General features: G+C 63.1%; 22 protein-coding genes. 9 read left to right on the top strand and 13 right to left on the bottom strand.

Annotation, left to right across the window (positions count from 1 at the left end; genetic code table 11):
* Positions 1–44: 44 nt before the first annotated feature.
* The 9 genes from RA210_RS09540 (at position 45) to RA210_RS09505 (ending at position 6,248) form a co-directional block, all read left to right on the top strand.
* Positions 45–566, top strand: coding sequence for a hypothetical protein (locus RA210_RS09540; RefSeq protein WP_201486266.1), 522 nt, complete (start codon positions 45–47; stop codon positions 564–566).
* A gap of 21 nt (positions 567–587) precedes the next feature.
* A complete protein-coding gene (locus tag RA210_RS09535; protein ID WP_201486265.1) occupies positions 588–1,712 on the top strand; it encodes an ATP-dependent DNA ligase in 1,125 nt (374 codons plus the stop codon).
* Positions 1,709–1,837: a hypothetical protein gene (locus RA210_RS21990; protein WP_268932780.1), complete on the top strand. Its 129-nt coding sequence runs from the start codon at positions 1,709–1,711 to the stop codon at positions 1,835–1,837. Before RA210_RS09535 ends, RA210_RS21990 begins: the two co-directional genes overlap by 4 nt.
* A 97-nt stretch (positions 1,838–1,934) precedes the next feature.
* Positions 1,935–2,153 carry a hypothetical protein gene (locus RA210_RS09530; RefSeq protein ID WP_201486264.1) on the top strand — a complete coding sequence of 73 codons (219 nt, stop codon included), beginning with the start codon at positions 1,935–1,937 and terminating at the stop codon, positions 2,151–2,153.
* On the top strand, positions 2,150–3,208 hold the full coding sequence (locus RA210_RS09525; protein ID WP_201486263.1) for a metallophosphoesterase: 1,059 nt from the start codon (positions 2,150–2,152) through the stop codon (positions 3,206–3,208). Before RA210_RS09530 ends, RA210_RS09525 begins: the two co-directional genes overlap by 4 nt.
* Positions 3,205–3,366: a hypothetical protein gene (locus tag RA210_RS09520; protein ID WP_201486262.1), complete on the top strand. Its 162-nt coding sequence runs from the start codon at positions 3,205–3,207 to the stop codon at positions 3,364–3,366. The genes RA210_RS09525 and RA210_RS09520 overlap by 4 nt, the downstream gene beginning before the upstream one ends.
* Positions 3,363–5,567: an AAA family ATPase gene (locus RA210_RS09515; RefSeq protein ID WP_201486261.1), complete on the top strand. Its 2,205-nt coding sequence runs from the start codon at positions 3,363–3,365 to the stop codon at positions 5,565–5,567. Before RA210_RS09520 ends, RA210_RS09515 begins: the two co-directional genes overlap by 4 nt.
* 1 nt (position 5,568) lies before the next feature.
* A complete protein-coding gene (gene dut / locus RA210_RS09510) occupies positions 5,569–6,015 on the top strand; it encodes a dUTP diphosphatase (protein WP_201486260.1) in 447 nt (148 codons plus the stop codon).
* Entirely contained in the window at positions 6,015–6,248 is a 234-nt protein-coding gene (locus RA210_RS09505) for a hypothetical protein (RefSeq protein WP_201486259.1), read from the top strand. Before dut ends, RA210_RS09505 begins: the two co-directional genes overlap by 1 nt.
* Here RA210_RS09505 and RA210_RS09500 read toward each other — a convergent pair.
* The 13 genes from RA210_RS09500 to RA210_RS09440 all read right to left on the bottom strand — a co-directional run bounded on the left by RA210_RS09500 (position 6,239) and on the right by RA210_RS09440 (position 22,123).
* Positions 6,239–6,580, bottom strand: a complete 342-nt coding sequence (locus tag RA210_RS09500) for a hypothetical protein (RefSeq protein WP_201486258.1) — start codon at positions 6,578–6,580, stop codon at positions 6,239–6,241. The two genes, RA210_RS09505 and RA210_RS09500, sit on opposite strands and share 10 nt — an antisense overlap.
* The gene (locus RA210_RS09495) at positions 6,567–6,890 is read right to left on the bottom strand and encodes a hypothetical protein (RefSeq protein WP_201486257.1); all 324 of its coding nucleotides are present in this window, start codon (positions 6,888–6,890) and stop codon (positions 6,567–6,569) included. The genes RA210_RS09500 and RA210_RS09495 overlap by 14 nt, the downstream gene beginning before the upstream one ends.
* Positions 6,887–7,351, bottom strand: coding sequence for a M15 family metallopeptidase (locus RA210_RS09490; RefSeq protein WP_201486256.1), 465 nt, complete (start codon positions 7,349–7,351; stop codon positions 6,887–6,889). The genes RA210_RS09495 and RA210_RS09490 overlap by 4 nt, the downstream gene beginning before the upstream one ends.
* A gap of 31 nt (positions 7,352–7,382) precedes the next feature.
* Positions 7,383–7,727, bottom strand: coding sequence for a transglutaminase-like cysteine peptidase (locus RA210_RS09485; RefSeq protein WP_201486255.1), 345 nt, complete (start codon positions 7,725–7,727; stop codon positions 7,383–7,385).
* 176 nt (positions 7,728–7,903) lie between these two features.
* Positions 7,904–8,158 (bottom strand): hypothetical protein, encoded by a 255-nt coding sequence (locus RA210_RS09480; RefSeq protein WP_201486254.1) that lies wholly within the window; start codon positions 8,156–8,158, stop codon positions 7,904–7,906.
* Positions 8,155–8,736, bottom strand: coding sequence for a DUF4376 domain-containing protein (locus tag RA210_RS09475; protein WP_201486355.1), 582 nt, complete (start codon positions 8,734–8,736; stop codon positions 8,155–8,157). The genes RA210_RS09480 and RA210_RS09475 overlap by 4 nt, the downstream gene beginning before the upstream one ends.
* Positions 8,720–9,061, bottom strand: coding sequence for a hypothetical protein (locus RA210_RS09470; protein WP_201486253.1), 342 nt, complete (start codon positions 9,059–9,061; stop codon positions 8,720–8,722). The genes RA210_RS09475 and RA210_RS09470 overlap by 17 nt, the downstream gene beginning before the upstream one ends.
* Positions 9,058–13,983 (bottom strand): hypothetical protein, encoded by a 4,926-nt coding sequence (locus RA210_RS09465; protein WP_201486252.1) that lies wholly within the window; start codon positions 13,981–13,983, stop codon positions 9,058–9,060. Before RA210_RS09465 ends, RA210_RS09470 begins: the two co-directional genes overlap by 4 nt.
* The gene (locus RA210_RS09460) at positions 13,983–15,143 is read right to left on the bottom strand and encodes a hypothetical protein (RefSeq protein WP_201486251.1); all 1,161 of its coding nucleotides are present in this window, start codon (positions 15,141–15,143) and stop codon (positions 13,983–13,985) included. Before RA210_RS09460 ends, RA210_RS09465 begins: the two co-directional genes overlap by 1 nt.
* 92 nt (positions 15,144–15,235) lie before the next feature.
* Complete coding sequence (locus RA210_RS09455) at positions 15,236–16,651, bottom strand: hypothetical protein (protein WP_201486250.1); 1,416 nt, start codon at positions 16,649–16,651, stop codon at positions 15,236–15,238.
* A gap of 41 nt (positions 16,652–16,692) precedes the next feature.
* Positions 16,693–20,811 (bottom strand): host specificity protein J, encoded by a 4,119-nt coding sequence (locus tag RA210_RS09450; RefSeq protein ID WP_201486249.1) that lies wholly within the window; start codon positions 20,809–20,811, stop codon positions 16,693–16,695.
* Positions 20,808–21,404, bottom strand: coding sequence for a tail assembly protein (locus tag RA210_RS09445; RefSeq protein WP_201486248.1), 597 nt, complete (start codon positions 21,402–21,404; stop codon positions 20,808–20,810). Before RA210_RS09445 ends, RA210_RS09450 begins: the two co-directional genes overlap by 4 nt.
* Complete coding sequence (locus RA210_RS09440) at positions 21,401–22,123, bottom strand: NlpC/P60 family protein (protein ID WP_201486247.1); 723 nt, start codon at positions 22,121–22,123, stop codon at positions 21,401–21,403. Before RA210_RS09440 ends, RA210_RS09445 begins: the two co-directional genes overlap by 4 nt.

The raw sequence follows: 22,123 nt of genomic DNA, 5'->3' as shown, positions 1-22,123 counted from the left end.
TTCCAGCTCCGACTCGAGCAGCTCCTGCTCGTCCGGGGACTGACATGGCCGTAGACATCGGCAAGCTGTTCGAGAAGGAAATGCAGGGTGTCTTCGACGCCCTGAAGGACTCCAACCTGATCGGCTGGCACCGCCTGGCCGACACAGGCTCTGCCGGTGGATCGTTCATCCAGGCGCAGCCTAGCGACTACCTGCTAGCCCTTCCGCCTGGTTCCCGCTCGCCCCTCAACGAACAGCGGCTGCTGTTCGTTGAGGTCAAGGCCAGCGAGGCGAACGACTTCCTCACCCGAAAAGCCATGAAGCCGTCGCAGCGTGGCGCCATCTGCTACTACCGACAGGTGCTCAAGCTGCCCTACCTGGTCATCTTCTATGCCGCCCACCTCGGCCAGCTCCAGGTCTGGGACGGCGCCGCGGTCCCGGGCACCGGCAAGCTGGACAAGCTGCACCTGTTGACCTCCCTGGACGGCGCTGGACACGGCAAGACCCTCAACAGGTCCAAGGTGGCGGAGTTCCTCTCGGAGTGGTTCCAACTCCCGGAGAAATCTGGCATCCTCGCCGCCCTATAACCCACATTTATGGGAACTAACATGCGAACACTGAAGGAAGTCACCCTCTACAAAAACCACTCCGGCACCGTGGGTGACTGGATCATCTCCGCCCTCGAGAAACCCTCCGGCACCGCTGAGCTGCTGATCCGCTACAGCAAGAAGATCGGCGGAGAGTACGTCGCCAAGACCGTCCCGGTCGTCGGCAAGAACATCGGCCGCTCCAACGAGACTACCCCAGGGCAGCAGGCAGTCCTCGAGCTGGACAGCCGCGTCAACAAGCAGCTCGACAAGGGCTACGTCCGCAGCCTCGAGGAGGCCGGCGCCCCGGCCACCAACAGCCTCGGCCTGAAGAAGCCGATGCTGGCCCACCCAATCGACAAGGTGAAGCCCGAGTCGATCGACTGGGACAACGCCTACGCCCAGCCCAAGCTCGACGGCCACCGCTGCCTCGTCAAAGGCATCATGTACAGCCGCCAAGGCAAGGAGATCCTCCTGCCTCACATCCGCGAGGCCCTGGGCGACTACGGCCTGCTGGACAAGGGCCTGGACGGCGAGCTCTACGTCCACGGCATGATGCTGCAGGACATCGGCAGCCTGGTGAAGAAGCCGCGGGAGGAGTCGAAGCAGCTCCAGTACCACGTCTACGACCTGATGCGCGACACCCAGTACAGCGAGCGCAAGGCAGAGCTGCACGCACTGGTTGTCCAAGCTGAAGCCGGCGGCGCCCCTATCCGCCTGGTGAACACCTACAAGATCGTTGACCGCGCCGAGCTCGACCTCATGCACCGCCAGTTCCTGGACCAAGGCTACGAGGGCTCGATCCTCCGCCACGGCCTGGCCCACTACGAGGATGACAAGCGCTCCAACAGCCTGCTCAAGGTCAAGGACTTCACCGACAGCGAGTTCGAGGTGATCGGCGTGGAGCGCGGCACCCCGAACGGCTCCTACGAGGTGCCGGTGTGGGTCTGCAGCAACCCTGGCGGCCTGACCGAGGATGACAAGACCTTCAAGGTCACCGCCCAGGGCACCATGCAGCAGAAGCACGAGCAGTGGCTGATGAAGCACCAGCACATCGGCCGTCAGCTCACCGTCCAGCATTTCGGCTACAGCAAGAACAACGTGCCGCTGCTGCCGGTGGCCCTGCGCTGGAGGGAGGACGTGTGAATCCGTTCCTGAAGGGCCTTGTCTCCGCCACGGCCGAGGTCTCCAGCCTGTTCATCGCGTCCACCATCGTCGGGTTCGGCCTGGGCGCCGGCCTGATCACTTCAGCGTGGTGGATGCTCCGGTGACCAAGCGCGCCCTCAAGCACTTCGCTATCACCCTGCTGGCCGCGATCGCGGCCAGCAACCTCTTTCTACTCGCTGCAACTGTCGCAGGAGCTATGTGATGTCCGATCACCAGAGTTTCTTCCTCGGAGCGCTGGCCATGGTACTGGCCGCCTGTGTCTTGGTAACGCCAGTCGGCTGCACCATCCACCGCCACGCCCAGATCACCAAGGCTATCGAGGCAGGTGCTGACCCGATCGAGGCGAAGTGCGCCCTCGAAGGTGACAGCCTTACCCAGGCATGCCTGCTCATCGCCGCCGGCAAAGGAGCCAAAAAGTGACCACTTACACCTTGTTCACCGACCCGCACCTCGGCACACGCCGGGCAGCTCACACCACCCGTGACTCCTCCAAGCGCCTGACCGAAGCCCTGTACCGCCAGGCCAAGACCATCGTCGACAACCACCCCAGCCCGCTCTGCCTGGGCGACCTGTTCGACCGGGCGTTCAACGACGAAGCCACCCTGGTGCAGGGCTACAACATCGCCGGCATGTGCGAGTTCACCATCGCCGGCAACCACGACGAGACCAACCGCGAAGGCAGCGTCCCCTCCCTGCGCGCCTTGAGCCAGATGGGCGTGCCGGTGATCGCCGCCCAATGCCTGGGCGACCCCTGCTTCCAAGAGTGGGCTGACGGCATCTACGTCGTGCCGCACCACGCCTCGCAGGAGCTGTTCGAGCGGGCTCTGCAGGGGGCGGCTGATCACGCCTCCGAATACCACGTCGGCAGGCCGACCGTGCTGATGTTGCACTGCAACTACGACTGCGCCTTCGCCCAAGAAGACGACACCCTCAACCTGTCCGCCGGCATGGCCCAGGCACTACTCGAGCAGTTCGACCTCATCCTGCTGGGCCACGAGCACAAGCCGGCCAGTCACTTCGACGGCCGTGTGGTGATCCTCGGCAACACCCACCCGACCAGCTTCGCCGACATCTCCAACAAGTACGTGTACACGCTGGAGATCACCGACGACGCCGTGTCGCTGGAGAAGGAGTGCATCTGGAGCGCCGCGGTTCAGCACACCACCGTCCGCTTCGGCGACTACGACGCCCTCGCTGCGCTGGACACCGTCCTCAGCGCCGAGTTCATCGACGTGATCGGCACCGCCGGCGCCGAGCAGGCTGTCGAGGTGGCCGAGTTCATCCAGGCGGTGTGGACCTCCGCGCCGAACGCCTTCGCCGTCCGGAACAGCGTGCATATCGGCGATGCCCTCGGTGACGTCGAGATCAACGAGGCGCCGAAGCTGGTCGACCTGAAAACCAAGATCGTCGACGACCTGGAAGGCAGCGACCTCCAGGCGCTCTACAAGGAACTGCTGCAGGAGGTCGAGGCATGAACCGCGACATGGTGATCATGAAATCCCGCCAGCCTGGCCTCGCAACGCTGGCTGAGCTGCTTCGCATTGAGGCGGACGCCGCGCCGAAAGTCTGCCCCAAGAAACTCCGTCTCCAGCTGTCGATCAAGGCCGCATTGCAGGGAGTACCGCTGAAATGAAACTGATCCGTCTCGTAGCCAAGAACTTCAAGAAACTCTCGGACTTCGCAGCTGACTTCGCAGATGGCCTGAACGTGCTGGTCGGCGAGAACGCCCAAGGCAAGTCCACCACCCTGCAGGCCATCGAAGCCGCCCTGTTCGGCGTCACCGTCGTTCCCGGCAAGAAAGAGAACATCCCGACCTGGGGCCAGAGCACCTTCAACCTGGAGCTGGTGTTCGAGGTGGACAACGTCGCCTACGTCCTGACCCGTACCAAGTCAACCGCCAAGTTGGTTGCAGCCGGCGTCGACGGTGAGCCCTCGCTGCTCGCCAACGGCAACACCCCGGTCACCAAGTACATCGAGGAGCTGCTCGGCCTGACCGCCAAGGACTTCAACCTGTTCGTGCAGTCGAAGCAGGGTGAAACCGCCGGCGTGCTGACCTTCGGCGCCACGGCCCTCAGCCAGAAGGTTGAGGAGTTCGCCGGAATCAGCGTGATCGACGAGGTGACCCGGAAGGCGCAGGAACGGGCAACCACCGGCAAGGCTCTGGCGACGCAGTTGGCTGTCACCGATGAGGAGATGAACAACGCTCAGGCCGAGCACATCGACGCGATGTCCAGGCTCGACACAGCCCTCGCCGAACTTGACGCATTCAAGGAGGCGGTAGACAACCTTCCTCAGCCGCCGGCAGAGCCCCCTGTGAGCAGCGAGGCGTTGACCCGCACCCGTCGTGAGGCAGACAAGCGTATTGCCGCCCTGCGCGAAGCTGAGGCCGTCCTGGAAGCCAAGCGGTCGGCGTTGGTGGCAGCGGAGGAAGCATTAGCAGCGGCGGAGGTGCCGGATAGCGCCGCGGGCATCGAGGAGAAGCTGAAGCAGGTCAAGCTCGAGATCGCCAACATCCGCAAGCGCCTCGGCATGCTGATCGAGCAGAAGCACCGCAATGAGCTCCTAATCCGCCAGGCGGAGCAAGCGGCCAAGGCGCTGGCCGAGGCAGAGGTTCCGGCCTCTGACTTGGTGATCAAGTTTGCCGAGAACCATCTGGCGGAGCTACGCGCCGACGAGGAAAAAGCCAAGGATCGCCTCGCTGTTCTTGCAAGTCAGCGTCGCACCCTCGAGTCCCTCTCCGAGTCTGCCAAGTGCCCGACCTGCGGAACCCAGCTCAGCGAGCACGACCCTGAGCGCCTCGCAGAGGAGGTCACAGGGCTTGCCCACGAGGAGGATCAGGTACTCGCCCTGTTGGAGCACGCCCGTTCCGAGGTCAAGCGGCTGGTAGCGCATATCAGCGCCCTGACCAAGGTCCGCGACACTTCCAACCGTCTGTCCGAGGAGGCTGAGAAGGCCGCTGCGCTCCGCCCGGACGATGCGGAAGTCCAGCGGCTGGCTGACAGCGTTGAAGACCTCCAAGACTCGCTCAACCTGTTCATCGCCGACCAGGCCAACCTGCAGACGCAGTTGGACCGCACGTCTGCGGTCGCTGATCGCCACAACTCTCTCGTCCGCAGGCAGATGAAAGCCCGCAGTGAGGTGGAGGCCGCGGTAGGAGCATGGGAGGAGGCTCATAGCGGTCTGATCGCCGCCCCTACCGACGCCGAGATCGACTCGGCGGTGGCGGCGGAGGCCGAGTACCGGGAAAACCGTACCGCGTGGATGCTCGGCAAGCAAAAGGCAGAAGCCGACCTCAAGCTCGCCAAGGCTTACCACGAACAGGTCGACGGAGACGTGATCCGCACCGGGGAGTACCTCTCGAGCCTGCAGCGGATGCACAGCGAGGCCCAGAACCACGCCACTGAGTCCGACCGTGCCTCCCGCCTGGCCCGCTTCCTGCGTGATCGCCGGCAGTCCTACCTCAAGGAGGTGTGGGACAGCGTCCTGGCGGTGGCCAGCAAGCACGTCAACATGGCCACCAAGGGAATGATCACCGGCATCGCCTACACCGATGGAGAGTTCAGCTTCGAGGAAGCTGGGATCTTCGCGCCCGTCACCAGCGCTTCCGGCGCCCAGAAGGCCTTCATCGGCACCGCCGTCCGCATCGGGCTGGCCCGGGTCCTCTACGGCAGCGACAGCCTGCTGATCTTCGACGAGCCGACCGAGTCCATGAGCGAGAGCCGCGCCGCCGGCCTCTCGGCCTCCCTGGTCGGCGCCGCACACCAGACCATCCTCATCACCCACCGCGAGCAGGACCAGAGCCTGGCCGCCAACATCATCACCGTAGGAGCATGAAATGGAACTGAAAGTCAAGAAACTGCACCCAGAAGCTCTGCTGCCGCGCTACGGCAGCGAGTACGCGGGTTGCTTCGATCTCCACGCCCTCCTGCCTGAGACCGGCGGCGCACGGCTTCTCCCGGGTGACTCGCTGGTGGTCCGCACCGGCCTGGCATTTGAGATCCCTGCCAGCTGGTCGATGGACGTGTTCTCCCGCAGTGGTCACGGGTTCAAGAACGGAGTTCGCCTGGCCAACTGTGTTGGCATCATCGACGCCGACTACCGCGGCGAGGTCATGGTCAAGCTGGTCAACGAAGGCAAGGCCCCGCTGGACATCCTGCACGGTGACCGCATCGCCCAGGCCAAGCTGGTACCGGCTCCGTTGGTGCACTTCGTAGAAGTCGAGGAGTTGGGCGAGACGGCTCGTGGCGAAGGCGGGTTCGGTAGCACCGGAGTCAGCGCGTGATGGACGCCTGTCAACACTGCAGCGATGACCTGTACCTCCGCGGCGAGTCCCACCTGCCGCCGGTGGCCTGCCCCCTGCTGGTCGAGTTCGGTGGCAGCCTGGTCCTGGTGCAGCGTACCGGGATCATCGAGAACCGGAACAACGCCATGGAGTACGAGCTGCTCGACAACAACAAGGACAGGCAGCCGACCGGCAAGATGATCTACGGTCGGCTGCGCTGGACCTACCCCTGATCCGGGTCTTGGTCGGGGCTTCGGCCCCGGCCAACGGCCTCTGCGATGATTGCCTTGCCGGCGCGCATGGCAATCTCGAACCCCTTCATCCCGCCGGCTCCGGCAAGGAGCACGAGCGCATCCCTGTTCTCCCACCCCGCCGGCAGCAGGGTGGCAAAGAGCATCCCCAGGTAGAACCCGGACACGGCCGTGGCGAACATCGCCAGGAACGAGACCCCGCTACTGCCTTTCTTCGCCACCTGGTACAGATAGCCAACCATGGCGGCAAACATCCCCAGCGTACCGTAGTAGGCGTAGTCGTAGAGCTTCAGCAGGAACTCATCGAGATTCACTTTCCGCTTCCCCAGCCACCAGGTCGAGAACCAGCCAGTAGGCCAGGCAGTTGCCGATCACGAACATCTGGAACACCTTGAGCGACAGGAAGGTCTTGCCCCAGAGGTGGATGGCGTAGGCGTTGCTGCCCATGAAGGTCAGCGTGCAGAGGGTGAGGATCATCAGAATGGCTGCCAGGCGACCCTCCTTGCGCTTGTCAGGGATGCGCCTGACCTTGCTCCAGGACCAGGCCAACTTCCCCAGCAGCACGCTGTACAGGAGGAACGGGACGGCCGTGATGATCACGTCGAAGGTGTGCTCGTTGATCATGCCGGGTAGTCCTCTCGGCGCAGCTCGAAGTGCGGGCCGTCGATGAATGCCTGGCGGCCGAGCCGGCGCCGACTGGCCACGTAGGCATCAACAGCTGCTTTGGTGTCGCCCAACGAGTTCAAGGACTTGTCCCACACTCCACCCCACACGATCGGCACGTTGAGCAGCTTCGCAGCTCGCTTCATTGCCTCGGCCAGTCGGTAGTAGTGCTCCCAGTCCCAAGAGACCTTGCCGTCGACCCAGGCGCCGAGATCCACAGCGTGGCCGGTGAGGTGGCGTCCATCCATGGTCTTGCTCGCCCCGTTGGCAACCAGCTGCCGCTGACGCTCCTTGGAGCGGAGCCCCTCGAGGACCGTGAAGTCGGTGTCGGTCATGGTGATGGCCAGCTTCACCACCCGCTGAAGGTCGGGGTGTACACCATCGAGGTTTTGAAGGCTTCGACTTCCAAGGCTGAAAGGCATTATTTAAGTATTCCTGTAGTTAAGGGTGCGACTACAAAATGACCTTGAGCCAAGTCCCGTCCGGCTTGCCAAGGCTGATCCAGCGGTACGGCAAGTCGTTCCGACTCTGAAGCCAGCGGTGCCGGTTATCCAGCACCCAGCCGTCGACAGAGCAGACAAGATGTCCTCCGCCGGTTTCGGTGATGCAGAACACCAGGTCGGACTCGATGCCGAGAGCGGCGAGTTCCTGCCGGCACCACAGGGCGAAGTCTTCGCAGTCTCCGACAAGTCCGAGCTGCCAGTGCTCAGGACGCCTGTACTGCATGGTGTCGGTGACATACCGATGGCCGGCGTGAGCCCGATCAAGAACCTCTTGGAGGGTGTCCTTGATCAGCACTTTCCACCCCTAGCGCGGAGGTCTATGCAACCGGACGGAGGCAGTACTTCCGCGCCGGTGACGAACTTGGTAGGGCCGTTGCAGGCGGAAGAAAGGGCGATTGCCACTAGAAGGACTAGGCTTTTGGTCATGGGTCACCACGAAATGTGGAAGTAAGGATAACCCTAAGTGTGGGTCTAGTCAGCGGTTTTTGCTCTATAGGTCGGCGGCAGGTGCCTGCGAGCTTGCTCGACCCGGAAGGAGTCCTCACAGTGGTCCACCTCCCAGAAGAACACGAGGTCGATCAGGCGGCGAGCCAATCCCCATGACTTTCGCTCCCGCAGCCTCCAGGCGCGGGCTGAGAGGGTTTCGTCGGCAAGGCCGAAGCCTTCTCCTGCTGCCCAGACCAGAGTGTTGACGAACTGGTCGACGGCGATCAGCGACTGCTTCATGGCATCCACCCCTGCCCCACGTCGTAGGCCTGCACGGCCTCCAGGCTGCCCAGGGCGACGATGGCGTCCTTGTGCCACCAGCTCTGCCGGTACAGCAGGGTACCCCGGGTCGACAGCTGCACGGCATAGCCGGCCAGCCAGGCGTAGTACTCGGCCAGGGTGTCCCAGGTGTGCATGGTGTTGTCGTAGTCCCGCCACACCAGCATCTCCACCGGCGTGGCCAGGCCCAGGTCGAGGCGGGCCTTCATCTCGGTCAGCTTGGCCTGCAGGTTGCTCTGGGCCGTGGCGTCGCCGTCGAGGAGGATCTCGCCAACCTGGATAGGGGCCTGGAGGTGCTCCTGCAGCTGCTGCTCAACGGCCAGTTTCAGGCGGGCCTTGCCGTCTTCCAGACGCTGCTGCGCATCGCCGCTCAGGTCCGGGTACTTGCGCTTCACCGCCAGTAAGTCCGAGTAGAACGGCTCGACCCGAGGCAGGTTGCCGGCGTCCATTGCATGCCACAGTGCGTCGAGCTGCTCGGTGACCGGCGGGTACTCGACCTGCCGGCGCTCCTGGTAGTTGCCTTTATGCGAGATTTTCAATGGTGGCCTCCCAGTCCATGCAGGGCCAGTGCCTGACCCGAATCGTGTATATCCCCGGCAGGTCGAACTCGAGTTCGATGTCGGAACCGTCGGCGAGGTAGGTTTCACCCTCGATCAGTACCGAGGCGCCTTCCGGCACGCCGGACAGCGCTGTGCCGTCCAGCTGCACCAGCATCGGCGGGCGGAGAACTACTTCGCCGTCTGCCACATAGTGGGTGCTCGGGTGGCAACGTGTCGCCGAAAGCACGCCGTCCTCTGGAGTGAACCCACCTTCATGCAGTTCGATGATCCGCCCACTGGCGTCGTGAATTACCAGACAGCTCATCGCATGGCTCCTGTGACCTGGATGCTGGCGTAGGTGTTGTAGATGTCTGCCGAGTAGGTGTGCCGCTTCAGGGCCACTTTGAACTGGTAGGTGCCTGCCGGTAGTGCGACGGCCTGGGTGATCGAGCCAGACCCCTCGTAGTTCGAGTAGAGCTGCATGTTTGCCCGGGTCATCAGCAGGGTCCAGTTCTGGTCGTTGGCCTCCTTGTAGTAGACCTCGGCGTAACTGGTCCAAGTGAAGTTGCCCGCCACTCCGTAGCCGGCGGTGGTCATGGTCACCGCAGCGTTGATCGGGTGTGGGTAAGTCACCGGGGCGGAGGTCAGCACGTCCTGGTAGTTGGCCGTCAAGGTCACCTGCTGGAACGACTGGGAGAACAGCGGAACAGTGACGGAGTTGTTGGCGATCTTCAGCGTATTGATCTGCGCATCACCGATGTGGGCCGCACCGATGGCCGCCGTGGCGATCAGGGCACTGGCGTTCTCCGGCGTGATCTGCCCGGCAATGTTCTCGCCCAGCGTACCTCCGACTGTGGCCCCTGCCGCTGCCGTGCTCTTTTCCAGCCGCACGATGGTCAGCCGATCGACAAAGGTGCCATTGACCGTGCAGGTCACGGTCGCGGCCTTGGCCGTACCGAACTGGGCGGCGGTGATCGTCTGGGTGGCTGCTCCCGAATTGGTCGGGGCCGTCTGGAATCCTGAGAAGGTCCACACGTAGGTCGGGCTGGCGATCCCGCTCAGGTTGGCGGTGAACACGATGTTCGCCTGGGCAGGGTCCAGCGTGCCATCGGTCGCCGTGAATGCCAGCACCCGGTCGGATACCACCGACACCGAAGGCCCCTGTACCCCGGCTGCACCCGCTACCCCGGCCCGGCTCTTGGACAGGGTGAACCGCTTGGTCACGTTGGCATAGCCGGCACGGCTGGCCACCAGGTCCACGTAGCCGGTGTCCCCGCTCATCGCGGTCACGGTGTAGGTCTTGCCGGCCAGCGATCCGGTCACACCCGACGGCGTGGCAGCCACGATCCAGTTGGCCGAATCGTCGGTGGTGCCGTTGAACACCGTCAGGGTGGTGGAAGCCCCGCTGTAGTTGCCGTTGTTGCCCGCCGAGTCGGTGGTGATCGTGTGCGTCTCGTTGCTCAGGATCGCCGTGATGTTGCTGAAGCCCAGCGAGGTGAAGTCGTAGGCCGCTGCATATGCCAGGTACCAGTTCACCGGAGTTTCCGGAGTTCCTGTAGGCCCCCCAGTGATGTAGGCATGCCCGGACATGCTGAAAGTACCTGTGGCCCCGCAGCGCCGTACCAGCAGGTATTCCTCGAACTTGCCGGTACCGGCCTTGGAGGTGATCCAGGTATGGGTCGCCCCGTCGCCGATGGCATTGGACGCCTGCTCGATGCTGTAGCCGACCGGGATCTTGGCTACGATCCGCTGCACGAACACCGCACTGGCCCGGCTGGTGATGGGCTGGTAGAAGCCCCCCAGGTTCGGACTGGCCGAACCGGTGTTGCTGATCTTGAGGTTGAACCCCGAGTCAATGAACGGGGAATCAGACTGCCTGGCTTCACGGGTGATCGTTACATTGCCGTTGCCCAGGTTGTTGTAGACCCCGATGCCGTTCAGCCCCGACTGAAAGGTCGGGTCGCTATGCAGCAGCTTGGCCTCGCTGAAGTTCAAGCCCGCTGCACCCGTAGCCCCGGTGGCTCCAGCAGCGCCCGCCTTGGCCTTGGTCAGGGTCTGCACCTTGGTGAGCGATACGCTGCTGCCGTCAGCCCGGTAGATGGTCAGCGGGATGGTCAGGACCACTGCATCGGTCGCCGCATCCATGGCCGAGTGGTCCGCCAGGGTAGTCTTGGTCCCGGCGTAGGACACCGCACCCGGCGTCAGCTTGCCGACCGGACTGACCGTGACCGTACCGACGCGGAAGGCACTGACGGTGGCCGAGGCGCTGGCCGTCAGGGAAGTACCGCCCTCGAAGACTTCGATGGTGGTGCCCGAGCCGGTGTAGCTGGACACGGCCCCGGTGTTGCTGGCCGGCAGGGCATGGGCCTCGTTACTCATCACCACAGACAGGGCGCTGGCCCCTTCGCGGACCTTGGTGATGGTGACGTAGTCCTCCTTGCCGTCCCAGGTGATCTTGACGGTGGCCTGGTCGGTGGAGAGGCTGGCCGCGTTGAGCACCCGTGCCTGGCCGGTGCCGGTCAGCGCGGCCGTGCCACTGGTCACGGTGAAGGTCGGATCGCCGGCCAGGTTCTGGCCCACAGCGGTCAGGGCAATCGAAGCCGGGTTGATCGTACCGTCCTGGGCCACCTTGAACACGAACGAGCTGGCCGTGAGCATGGCCGTCTTGGCGTCCTCGCCCTTCACGGCAGCCAAGGTCCACCAGGTGTTGGCGGTGGTCGGGTAGGTCGGCGGGTTGTTCGATCCGCTGGAGGTGTGGGTCAGGACGCACGACCAGCCGTAGCCACCGTGCAGCACCGTGTCGCCTACGCCATAGGCCGTGGCGGTCGCCCAGTTGCCCCGGTGGATGTTGCGGGTAGCCCCGGATTCGGCCAGGGTCGAGGGCACGACACCGTGACTCCATACTGAGGCGGACAGCACGCTGTCCGGGGTCACTCCCGTCTCCAGGTTGCCGATCACGAAGTGCGTACTCGACGGGGTGAAATTCACCCAGCCGGTGTTGTTGTCGTAGGCCCACTGACCGTTGATGCAGCGGACGAAAGCGAACGCCGTGGAACCCAGCCCGTTCATGGCGAACGTCTCGCCTGCCGTATCCAGCATGATGAAGCCAGCGGTGGACGGTTGCTGGGTGTACAGCGGTTTGCCATAGGGAACCGTGTGCTTGACCCCGTTAACGCTGACCCAGCCGGCTGCCGGGACGGCACTGCCGTCCTTGTCGTAGCCGTGCAGCCAGCACTCGCCGTTATTGGCCGTTGCCCAGTCGATGTAGTTGATCTTGATGCCCAGGTTCGGTGCAGCGACACTGGCATTGTCGGCCGGCTTGTTCGACCCGCTGATCTTCGACCAGTTGGCACCCGGCAGAGTGTCTAGCACCGAAGCGGAGTACTGGTTGGCCCCTGTACCGGCAGTGATGGTTGTCGTGTCGAAGCCGATGACCCAGCCACTTTCCCACTGGGCACGGGAGAAGTTGGAGAAGCCACCGAACCAGTCGCGTACCCTGACTTGCGGGTAGGACCAGGTTTCTCCATCAGCGGCTCCGATCCACACGCAGCACTTCGACCCATCGTGGCCGAAGTAGACCGGGTACTCGACATTGCTGCCCCCAAGAACGGCAGCAGATACCTGACACCAACCCGATCCGCTGGAATAGTTGTAGCCAGAGATTTCCAGGGTGCAGGAGTAGCCGGTGACGTACTCGTAGATTTCCACGGTGAACCGCATCATGGTGCTGGTCCACGACTGCGGCAGGGTGATCTTCAACCGTCCCGTCTGGGTGGGGGCAGACGACGTGAACACACCACCACCCGGTGCGCGAATCACCGAGTTCATGTTGTTGGCGACCGACTGGCCGCTGCCGGACGACACGCCCTGGATGTTGCCGCCGCTGTCGACGTAGGTGTTGTTGGCGTTGTCGGCAGGCTTGTTGCTGCCCATCACCGCATCCCAGACCAGGGCATCGGTCAACAGTTCGACACGGCAGTAGTCCACTTCGGCAATGCCGGGGACACTGTTGTAGTTGACCAGGATCAGCGGGCGAATGTACCGAACGTCCTGGTGCATCTTGCCCGGCGAGGCGATATTCGACGTGGCGTAGGTGCCAAGAGCCGCAGTCCCTTTCACGAAGCCGGTGTATTCAGTCCACGCGGAAGGGAGGGCATTTCCCGATGAAGCAATGTAGTGCTGACTGCCGTGCTGGTCTACTCCGTAGATGTTGACCAGAGTCACCCCATCAGCGGCAACCCCGGCAAGCCCCAGATAGGCCACACCGTTCCCCGCTACCTGACGCGCACGGAACTTGATGCGATAGGTCGCATTGGGATCGAACGGGATGTTCTGCTTATGGATCAGCCATGCCGAGTCGTTGCCGACGTTGTCGCCGATGCGCAGGGCCTTGCCACCGGTCTGGGCATCAGCGATGTCGACCACGGAAAGATCGCCCAGGCCGGCGTAGTTCTGCCACTGGCTGGCATCCCCGCTCTCGAACGTGTCGAGGAAGTCGGTGAAGCTCGGCTGGTTGACGACGTTCTCGCCCCAGATCGCGCCGACGGTGGCCCCGGCTTCCGCCGTGCTGGAATTCAGACGAACAATGGTCTGGGTAGCCGTCTGCTCGCCCACCACAGCCGTGATGGTCACCTGCTGGTTGTCACCGAACTGGGCCAGGTCCAGGTAGCAGGTTTCCCCCTCGCCCACACCATGCACACCGAGGGTGTAGTTGGACAGCAGTAGTTGGCCGGCATCGGTGGTCAGGCTGACCCCATTGCTGGCGTAGAACTGCACCGGGCCGTAGGCGTTCTGCCGAATCACGGTGAACGCGATGCTCTGGTTCGCCGGGAACGGCAGGTTGTCGCGGAACACGAAGCCCTGGGCACTGGAAACCAGGGTGATGGCCGGGCCGGCATGACCACGCTTGGCCTTGGTGATCGAGAAGCGCGAGGTCAGGCTGGCGTAGCCCTGACGCGAAGCCGTCAGGTCGACGTAGCCGGCATCGGTGGTCATGCCCGTGACGGTATAGGTGCTGCCGACCAGGCTGCCGGTGATACCGGCTGTCGGACTGGCCGAGAACGACCAGTTGGCCGTGTCGTCGGTCTTGCCGAGGAACACGCTCAGCGTGGTCGAGCAACCACTGTAGTCGCCATTCTCCCCGTTGCTGTCGGTGGGAATCAGGTGAGACTCACTGGACAGACGGGCGTTGAGCCCGTCGGTCACGTCAGTGAGGGTGATCTGGCCAGTGCTGACGAGCGTAGGCATTAGGCGTAACCCCAGTTGACGACCACTTCGTTGGCTCCGATGGCCGTGGTGTCGTTGTCGGCCAGCCCCCCGGTGATGGCCAGGGCAAAGCCAGTGGCCAGACGCAGGCCGGCGAACGGGGCGAACACGACCTCACTGTTCGGTCGCAGGGGGATCACCTGCACCGGCACGTCGGTACCCACGGTAGGTGCGGATGCCTTGTTGTAAATCTTCAGGTAGCGCACCGAGGCCGACAGGTTGTGTGCGCTGATCCAGCCGATGTTGGTTGCACCGGCCTTTACCGAGGTAGCGTTGGTGGTTGCCGCGGCAATCAGCTTGTTCACGATGTTGTAGCCGAGGGTGGTCACCGGAGATATGGTGGCAGTGACCGTCGGCAGGGTGATCACGTTGACCCCGACGCCTTGGCCGGCTACCGACTGGCCACGGCCGGCAGTGATCTCGGCCGTCAGCTCGGCGTAGTCCTGGCAGGCCACGAACTGCACCACCGCGTTGGTGTTGGAGGCCGGTGCCGTGCCGCCGTTGAGCCAGCGCAGGCGGATCTTGTAGAAGGCGTTCGGGTCGGGAATCTGCTGGTGACGACGGTAGGAGTTGGCCCGGCCGTTGGTGGAGTCCAGGGTACCCCCGTGGAACCAGCACTCGTCGGCAAACGGCTCGATCTCATAGAGGCCGGCGCTGGTCGTGGTCGGCAGGGTCGAAGCAGCACTGTCCAGGGGCGTCAGACCGCTGTTCTGCACCCGGTACTTGCCGCTGGTAGCCGAGGTACCGTCGAACAGCATGGCGGCCGTGTGCAGGCCGTCCGGGATACCCGTGACCGGATCGACCGAGATGGCTTCGACCAGGAAGGACTGGTTGGCGATCCGCTGGCTCAAGGTGAAGCCCACGCTCACCCGGAATGGCACGCTGAAAACTTCCTTGGTGGTCACCGAGACTTCGGCATTGGCCGTGGTACCCGAACCCAGGGTCAGTACCCCACCGGACACAGCCAGCGTGCCTCCGGCACCTACCGCGCTGTCCCACTTGGCCGCATCGAGTGCCGAACCGCCGAAGCTGTCACGGAACTTCTTCTGGACCGACTTGACCTTGAGCATGTCGTCCTGACTGTCGTAGCCCTCGACACGGTGAACCGGGGTATGCACTCCGCCCTGGTCCACAGTGCGCATGGCGAGCGTGGCACCGGTGGAGTCCCTTACGGAAATGTTATTTGCCATATTTGTGGGCTTTGCCCGGAGTTATTAGCCCCGGGCGCTCCTGGTCACGGACGGTTGGCTTCGCAGGTGATCACGCCCTTGGCGTCGATCTCGTCGCCGGTGACGGTGATCTTGGCCGCCACGTCGGTCGCGCCGCCGTTGGTGGTCTGGGTGGCCTTGCAGACGAACACCTTGCCGCCGACGAACTCGCCAGCCACCATCGCCGGGTAGCTGAGCCAGGTGTTGGTGATCGGAGTACGCAGGGTGATCACGTTGCCGGTGGCCGAGGCGACTTCGTAGAAATCGGCATAGCCGGCCGGAGCCACCACCTTGATGATGTCACCGGCAGCGAAGGTGATCGCGGTACCGTCGTAGGTGATGGTGCCGGTCGCACCCGCGGTGTTGGCCGTGACATTGCGACCCCCGGCCACAGCGGTACGGGTGGTATCAACGAACGCACCACGCTTGCCGTCACGGTCGTAGAAGTACCAGGTGAAGGTCCAGCCGGTCAGCGGGCTGACCTTGGACGAGCCGTAGCTGATGATCGGGTAGATGTCGGTGGAGCCTACGCCGTTCTGCAGCTTGTCGCCGGAGGTGGAGATCAGGCGGCAGTCGTAGGGGTCCGACACGTCGTAGACGGTGAAGAACTGCTGGTAGATGGTACCGTCGCTGTCCTTGGCCTCGACCTTGAACACAGCGATGTCGGTCACGGCGGACTCGTGGATCACCAGCGCCTTGGCATCGGCCCAGCCGTTGTCCGGCGAGTTGGTGGTGGTGATGCCGGCGGTGGTCGAGCCCGAGCCAGTCTGGAACTGGCCGATCACCCCGGAGCGGCCGGCATTGGCTGCAGCGGTGTCCTGGAAGCCGTACTTGGTGGTCACACCGGACAGGTTGCCGTCGATCTGGTTGGCCGCATTGTGCGGGCTCTGGAACCAGCGGTAGGTGACCCCGGTGTTGTCGATGCCAGCCGCACGGATCAGGTCGGCTTTCATGGTCACGGTGTTCTTGGTCGAGCCGGTGGCCTGCTCGATCACGTTCTGGCCTGTGACCTGGATGTAGACGGCGTTGGTGCCGGTCTTGACCATCGACAGGGTGATCTGGGCGATCACATGCGAAACGAGGCCAGTCACCGGATCGGTGTAGTCGCCCTCGAAGTAGTAAATCTTCGACGGGGTACCTTCGCTCAGGTTGGTGTTGACAGCCAGGGTCGTGCCGGAGCCCAGCGAGGTGCTCAGGTCGTTCGACCACTTGCGGTTGGTCAGCTGGGCCGATACTTCCTGGGCGGAAGTCACCCCACCCACGTAGACCTTGGCGGTCAGGGTGTTGACGGAACTGCTCCAGTCCGGGACGTAGGCAACGGCACTCTCGTCCTTGGAATAGATCTGCTGGGTACCGCCGGAAGCGGTGACGAACGCCGTGATGGGCTTGGCGTCGTTGTTGTCGACGATCGTAATCTGACCGGTAGAAACGAGAGTTGCCATAGTTTCAGGCTCCAGCCTTACTTAGGTGAAATTGATTGCCACTATTCTACAATATGGCAGTGGAAAGTAGCACGAGCGTACACAGAATCTACGTCAACCTGAATCTGCTTGTAGCCAGACTGATACAGAGCGTTCCAAGTTGCGTCGTCATTCGGGTACGGCTGCGGGAAGTACGAAACCCTGATCCACTTAAATTTTGACTCGTGGATCTGGTCGGTAACTTCAACCCCATTCCTGAATACTCGAGCAATCAATAACGTAGATGTTGACTGCCCAACTCTGAACTGGTCTCCCTGGGTGCTCTCGATTTTCACGTCATACGAAACAGCATCTGCAACAACCGGGATAGTCTCCTGATCGAGGACGTCTCCAGACCCGCCGGCTTGATACAGAATGCACCGAACCCCTTTGATAAGCGGGTTATCCAGCGTGTACGTGGCGCTCATCTCGTCGGCAGGCGAGGTGTACACGGTCACGTAGTTCTCGTCGTCCAGAGTAATCTGAAGCTCAAACCTGCCGTAATACTGAGTAGGCGCTTCTTCGCCAATTTTTGACATAGCTCCGAAAACTATGGCCTCTGGAGACAGTGAACCGTTGTCACGCTTGGCGACCAGAGTTGCACTTTTATTCAGCCAGTAGACTACCGCAGCATGCCCAGCCTTCGATTTGGTAATGGTCTGCACAGCAGAAAGTTGCACAGTTTCTCCGTCGGTTCGCCGCACAGTGATCGGGTAGGTGATCACGAGCGAGTCCACCGACGCTGACATCGCCGAGTGTTCAGCCACAGTTGCGGTATTTACGGAGTACAAGACGTTCCCTACTTCAATGCCGGCAGGTTGATTTACCGTCGGCTGGCCGATGGTGAACTGACCCGCAGACGTGATGACAGGAACCGCCTGGAGCAGTTCTACTCCCTCGTAGACCTGGAGGGTCGTACCTGACCCCGAGTAGTCGGAGACGACGCCGTCGGCGGAGGCCGGAACGGTGTGTGAGCTGTTCGGAATCAGGATGCTGATGGCTCCGGGGCCGGCAGCGCCTTTGTCAGCGTACAGCGACCACCAGGTGTTCGATGTGCCGGAGATTGGCGGCTTGTTCCCCTCGGCGGCGGTGTTGGCTGCAACGCACGCCCAGCCGCGGCCGTCATGCAGTACAGTGTCTCCGATGACGTAGGGAATGCCGGCGGTCCACACCCCCCGGGAGATATTGCGGGTGGCGTCTACCGGTGGCTTTTCACCGACGAGGTCAGTGAAGCGCAGGTTGTCGAGCCCGGCTAGGTCGCCGAGCCCGTCGACGTTGTCGTAGCCGATCACCAGCCTGTCGGCCTGGATGAACTCAGCCTTCAGCTTGCCGTGTTCGACCAGCAGCGAGCCGTCTTCCGATCTCAGCTTGGTGAAGGTGAGGCGGTTGATGAACGCCTCTGGAATCGTGGTCTTGCCGTTTTCTACGACAAACGCAGGCGCGTAGTCCCCGCCCTCCGGGTTGTACACGTAGAAGCGATCGGCAACAGCGCCGATCTCTGCCACAGTGCCGTCGACGGAGATACCGAAAATGGCCTCCTTGCCGTTCACAGTCGCCTTGCTTACCGCCCTGGCCACCGAGCTGTCGGCATAGACCTTGGTGGCGTAGGTGCCTGACAAGGAGTCGATGGCCTCGTCGGTATGCTCGAGCATTGCCTCGAACAGGCCGCCAGGACGGCGGATGTCCTCGTCCACCGCTGCGATGATGTCGTCAAAATCCTCCTTCGTCGTGGCCTGTACGGGGTACCAGTCGGATACTCCGTACATGTTCACGCCGCGGAGGTAGTAGAAGTAGGTCCTGGCAGCGCGCAAGCCGGAGTCGACAAGGTTCGGGGCCGTCCCCAGCTTCACAGCGTTCGACTCGATCTGGTCGTTTGATAGGGCGGTGTCGCTACGCCAGAACTCGTAGGAGGCGCCGATGTACCGGCTCCGCGGCATCAGCGACACGCTGAACGTAGCCGTGGTCACGTCGACGCCAGTCGGGGGCTCCGGCTGAAGCAGAGCTGCCACCGTAGTGGTCAACGTGGACCACTGGGAGGCGCTGCCGGAGGCGGTAAAGGCCATCAGCCGCAGTTGCCACTCGCCAGGGGCGGCGTCCCGGATGTCGGCGGTCAGGCCGGCGCCGGAGTGCACCGTGCGGAAGACCAGGTCATCAGGGTCCTTCACCTCGAGCACGTACCCAGCCACCCTGGCGTCGTCGCTAGCCGTCCAGCTTACGATCAGCCCCTGGTGCTCAACGCCGCCTGCGAGGTACCTGTGGGAAAGGGTGGAGAGCCCAAGTGGGGCCGCTACTGGCCCCTTGGGGATCAGGCTCGTCGGCGTCTCCGGCAGGGTGAGACCCTGCTCGACAACAGCGTACTTGTTGGGGTCATGCTCAGTGGCAGAGATCCGGTAGAGGGTTCCATCCTGCTCCTCAGCAACGGAGGTCACGCGGTAGATGGCGGCCTCCACCGACACGCCTGAAAGAATCCATACCGCGCCCGTCATCGGCGCCACAGAAAGCGGCTCGACAAGGTTGGCTGTGTCGCCTACGAAGTTCGCCACCTGCTTCCGCTCGATGCTGCCGTTGGGCAGGATCACGCTCAGGTACCAGGAGGAGCCGGAGACCTCGTCGGGTTTCTTGTCCAGGGTGACTGCCACAGTGGTTGACGCTTTCACCCTGCCGCCGAGCCGCGCTCCGGCCCTGTCTGGGTCGGAGACGCGGATGAAGTCGCCGGGGCGGAGGTCGGCGTGATCAAGGGAAGCGGTGTAGCTCAGCGTCTGGGTCTCCATCCGTTCGGAGTAGAGAACCCACCTCCCCAGCCTGCGCGCCTGGCCTCTGGACGTGCACCCAACTGCAGTGATCTGCGTCTCCCTCCAGCCGAACATCTGCACGCTGTCAGGGTCCTCTACCAGCTCCGGCTTCTGACGGTAGTCGTCCTCGGGGTCGTTCCACATCACCACGGCAGCGGAGTGCCGCTCACGCAGTGAGGTGCCGGAGTACTCGAACCCGTCAGAGGTGATGTTGGCCGGGGTCACCAGCTTCACCGGGTCCGCCGGCATGTCGGCCACAGGAACCACAGAATCAGTGCCCCAATAGGTCATCCCCCGGAACACGCTGGCCAGGGAGTCAAGCGCGTTGATCGCCTCCTCCTGGCTGGAGAAGATCGTGTTGCAGGTGAACCTCGGCTCCATCCCGCCATACCCGTCAGGGACCAGCTCGTCGCAGTACTGCGCGATTCGGTAGAGGGACCACTTGTCCACGTTGACGTTACCGGCGCCGATCACCGGATGGGTAGCCAAGTCGTAGTAGGCCCAGGCAGGGTTGTCGGTCCACGCCTGCTTGAAGGTGCCGTCCCAGACCCCGGTGTAGGTGCGGGTCTCCGGGTCGTAGTTGCTGGGGACGCTGATGATGCTCAGCTTCATGTCGTAGGAGCGGGATGGCATTGAGGAGCCGAACAGCTCCGCATCCACCTCGATACCGACCAGCGCACTGTCCGGATAGCTCAGCTTGTTGTCGATTACCTCGGTGAGCATTGCCCAGTACAGGCTGTCGTGAATCTTGTCGTTCTTCGACTCCTCGGTGGTCCGCTGCACACGGATATCGAAAGGACCGCTGCCGGACAAGGGGACACGATAGGACCGCTGGTAAGGGGAGCTGGTTTTTCCGGAGATCGTGTCGGCAACGACAACCTGCCAGCCTCCTCCGTTGTTCTGCACCTCGATGACGAACGGAACCTTGTATCCTTTCACGTCACCGTTATCGAACTGCTGGAACAGCCCTTGCACCTGGACGGTGACAAGTGCGGAGTCTGCGTCGTTATTCGAGACCGAGCGAACGACGGGGTTTCCGAACTTGACCTCGGTGGAGACTTCGATGGCGTTCTCCACCGCCGGGAACCCGGGGATGTGCGCCTGGTCCGGGTACCCCTCCCGAGTGTGGATGACCACCCCGTCGAAGTTGTAGCTTCCATCCGCGTTTTGCAGCGGAGTGTCGTCGAGGTAGATGGACCGAAGGCCGTTTGCCAGCCCGGCGATGGGACCATGGGCAATCAGGTCGAGGATTCTGCCGCGAGCCTTGCTCCGCAGGCTGTTCTTCTCGATTACGGGCGTGTACGACTTTGCCTTCTTGCCGCCGCCGGCGCCGCGAATGTCGTGCGTCATACCGGAATCTCCTCGGCGAACAGGCCTGCGCTTACCACGATGCTCCCTACCTTCACCCGGCCGTAGCCGCGGGGGACTGGCACACCCTGCTTGGACTGGTTTGTCGGCCCGTCGAACAGGAACGAGGCTCGCTCATCGGGGGAGTCCCGGCCGGTGTCGGAGACACCAGGCAGCTTAGTGGTCATCTGGACGATCCCGCCGACAGCCATGCCCACGCCGGCGGCAGCCATACCGACCTGCAGGGCGCCCCATGCCGATAGGGTGGCGCCTCCGGTGAAGAACGCCGCAGCGATCAGAACCACCCCGACGATTGTCGAGATAAGCCCGCCGTTGGAACCGGCCCCCTCGATCGCCGGGATGATGTGGACCTGGTTCTGGGTTCCGAGGCTCACGGTCAGGTCCGGTTCCCGGACCTCGTCACTTTCCTCGAGGGAACCGCGGACGACGTGCCAGGTCCCGTTGCGGATGGCGTCCTGGAACCCCGGTAGTTGCACGCACAAAGCCCTGACGGCCTCGGCAGGCGTGTCAACATCGAGCGAGTACTCGAAGCCAAAAGTCTGGCCAAGCCGGCCGTACAGCTTCACGGTTTTCACTGGTCTAGGTCCTTGTGCCTGAGCCATTTCACAACAAAGCGGAGGTACCTGTAGATCGGCTCCCGCGCCGACGGGCGACTGCTGTCGATAGGGTCCCCGGACCCGATCTGGTGCAGGGCAAGGTCGTTGTCGAGCAGGATTCCCACATGGTTCGGGACCCGGCCTCCGATCTGGGCGATCCACACGTCCCCGGGCCTGGCCTCTGAAACGTCGATGACCCGGAACCCTGCCGCAGAGAACCCCTCGTCAAGCAGGTTTCCTCCCTGCTCCCACCACCTCCAGTCCCTCGGGTACTCCGGCAGGGCGATTCCCAGCTCAACCTGGTAGTAGTCCTTGACCAGGGCGTAGCAGTCGGTGACCCCATGGCAGAAGGGCCTGCCAATGAGCGGGGGGACGTCGGAGTGGCCCCACCAAGTGATCCCTGTCGCACTGGTGCTGTCGGCAGACAGGACACCCCAGGGGACCCCGGTGTTCACCTGCCCCTGCATGTCGAGGGCCGAGGGAACTGGAGCCGTCTTCGGGTGGCTGTGGACTACTGCGAGCAGGCCTTCAGCCTGTGCCCGCCGACTGTCTGATTCACGAACCGCGAACGCTTCTTCAGGTTTCTCGTGGACGTTCTCTACTCGCCTACAGCCGGCGACGGTGATCAGCCACACGGCCTCGTTAGGGAAGGCGGCGATCGCCTCACTCTGGATCTGCTTCAGGTGCTGCTCGAACAC

The sequence above is a fragment of the Pseudomonas sp. OF001 genome (genome assembly GCF_904426495.1).
In the GTDB taxonomy this organism is placed as follows: domain Bacteria; phylum Pseudomonadota; class Gammaproteobacteria; order Pseudomonadales; family Pseudomonadaceae; genus Geopseudomonas.
Note: the sequence above shows the minus strand (reverse complement) of the source record. Positions and strands in the feature narration are given on the sequence as shown.

Excerpts from the sequence above, each read along its gene's own strand:
- RA210_RS09540 (WP_201486266.1), top strand. The coding sequence starts at position 45 with ATGGCCGTAGACATCGGCAAGCTGTTCGAGAAGGAAATGCAGGGTGTC.
- RA210_RS09535 (WP_201486265.1), top strand. The coding sequence starts at position 588 with ATGCGAACACTGAAGGAAGTCACCCTCTACAAAAACCACTCCGGCACC.
- RA210_RS09530 (WP_201486264.1), top strand. The coding sequence starts at position 1,935 with ATGTCCGATCACCAGAGTTTCTTCCTCGGAGCGCTGGCCATGGTACTG.
- RA210_RS09520 (WP_201486262.1), top strand. The coding sequence starts at position 3,205 with ATGAACCGCGACATGGTGATCATGAAATCCCGCCAGCCTGGCCTCGCA.
- RA210_RS09515 (WP_201486261.1), top strand. The coding sequence starts at position 3,363 with ATGAAACTGATCCGTCTCGTAGCCAAGAACTTCAAGAAACTCTCGGAC.
- dut (WP_201486260.1), top strand. The coding sequence starts at position 5,569 with ATGGAACTGAAAGTCAAGAAACTGCACCCAGAAGCTCTGCTGCCGCGC.
- RA210_RS09505 (WP_201486259.1), top strand. The coding sequence starts at position 6,015 with ATGGACGCCTGTCAACACTGCAGCGATGACCTGTACCTCCGCGGCGAG.
- RA210_RS09495 (WP_201486257.1), bottom strand. The coding sequence starts at position 6,890 with ATGATCAACGAGCACACCTTCGACGTGATCATCACGGCCGTCCCGTTC.
- RA210_RS09490 (WP_201486256.1), bottom strand. The coding sequence starts at position 7,351 with ATGCCTTTCAGCCTTGGAAGTCGAAGCCTTCAAAACCTCGATGGTGTA.
- RA210_RS09480 (WP_201486254.1), bottom strand. The coding sequence starts at position 8,158 with ATGAAGCAGTCGCTGATCGCCGTCGACCAGTTCGTCAACACTCTGGTC.
- RA210_RS09470 (WP_201486253.1), bottom strand. The coding sequence starts at position 9,061 with ATGAGCTGTCTGGTAATTCACGACGCCAGTGGGCGGATCATCGAACTG.
- RA210_RS09465 (WP_201486252.1), bottom strand. The coding sequence starts at position 13,983 with ATGCCTACGCTCGTCAGCACTGGCCAGATCACCCTCACTGACGTGACC.
- RA210_RS09460 (WP_201486251.1), bottom strand. The coding sequence starts at position 15,143 with ATGCGCACTGTGGACCAGGGCGGAGTGCATACCCCGGTTCACCGTGTC.
- RA210_RS09455 (WP_201486250.1), bottom strand. The coding sequence starts at position 16,651 with ATGGCAACTCTCGTTTCTACCGGTCAGATTACGATCGTCGACAACAAC.
- RA210_RS09450 (WP_201486249.1), bottom strand. The coding sequence starts at position 20,811 with ATGACGCACGACATTCGCGGCGCCGGCGGCGGCAAGAAGGCAAAGTCG.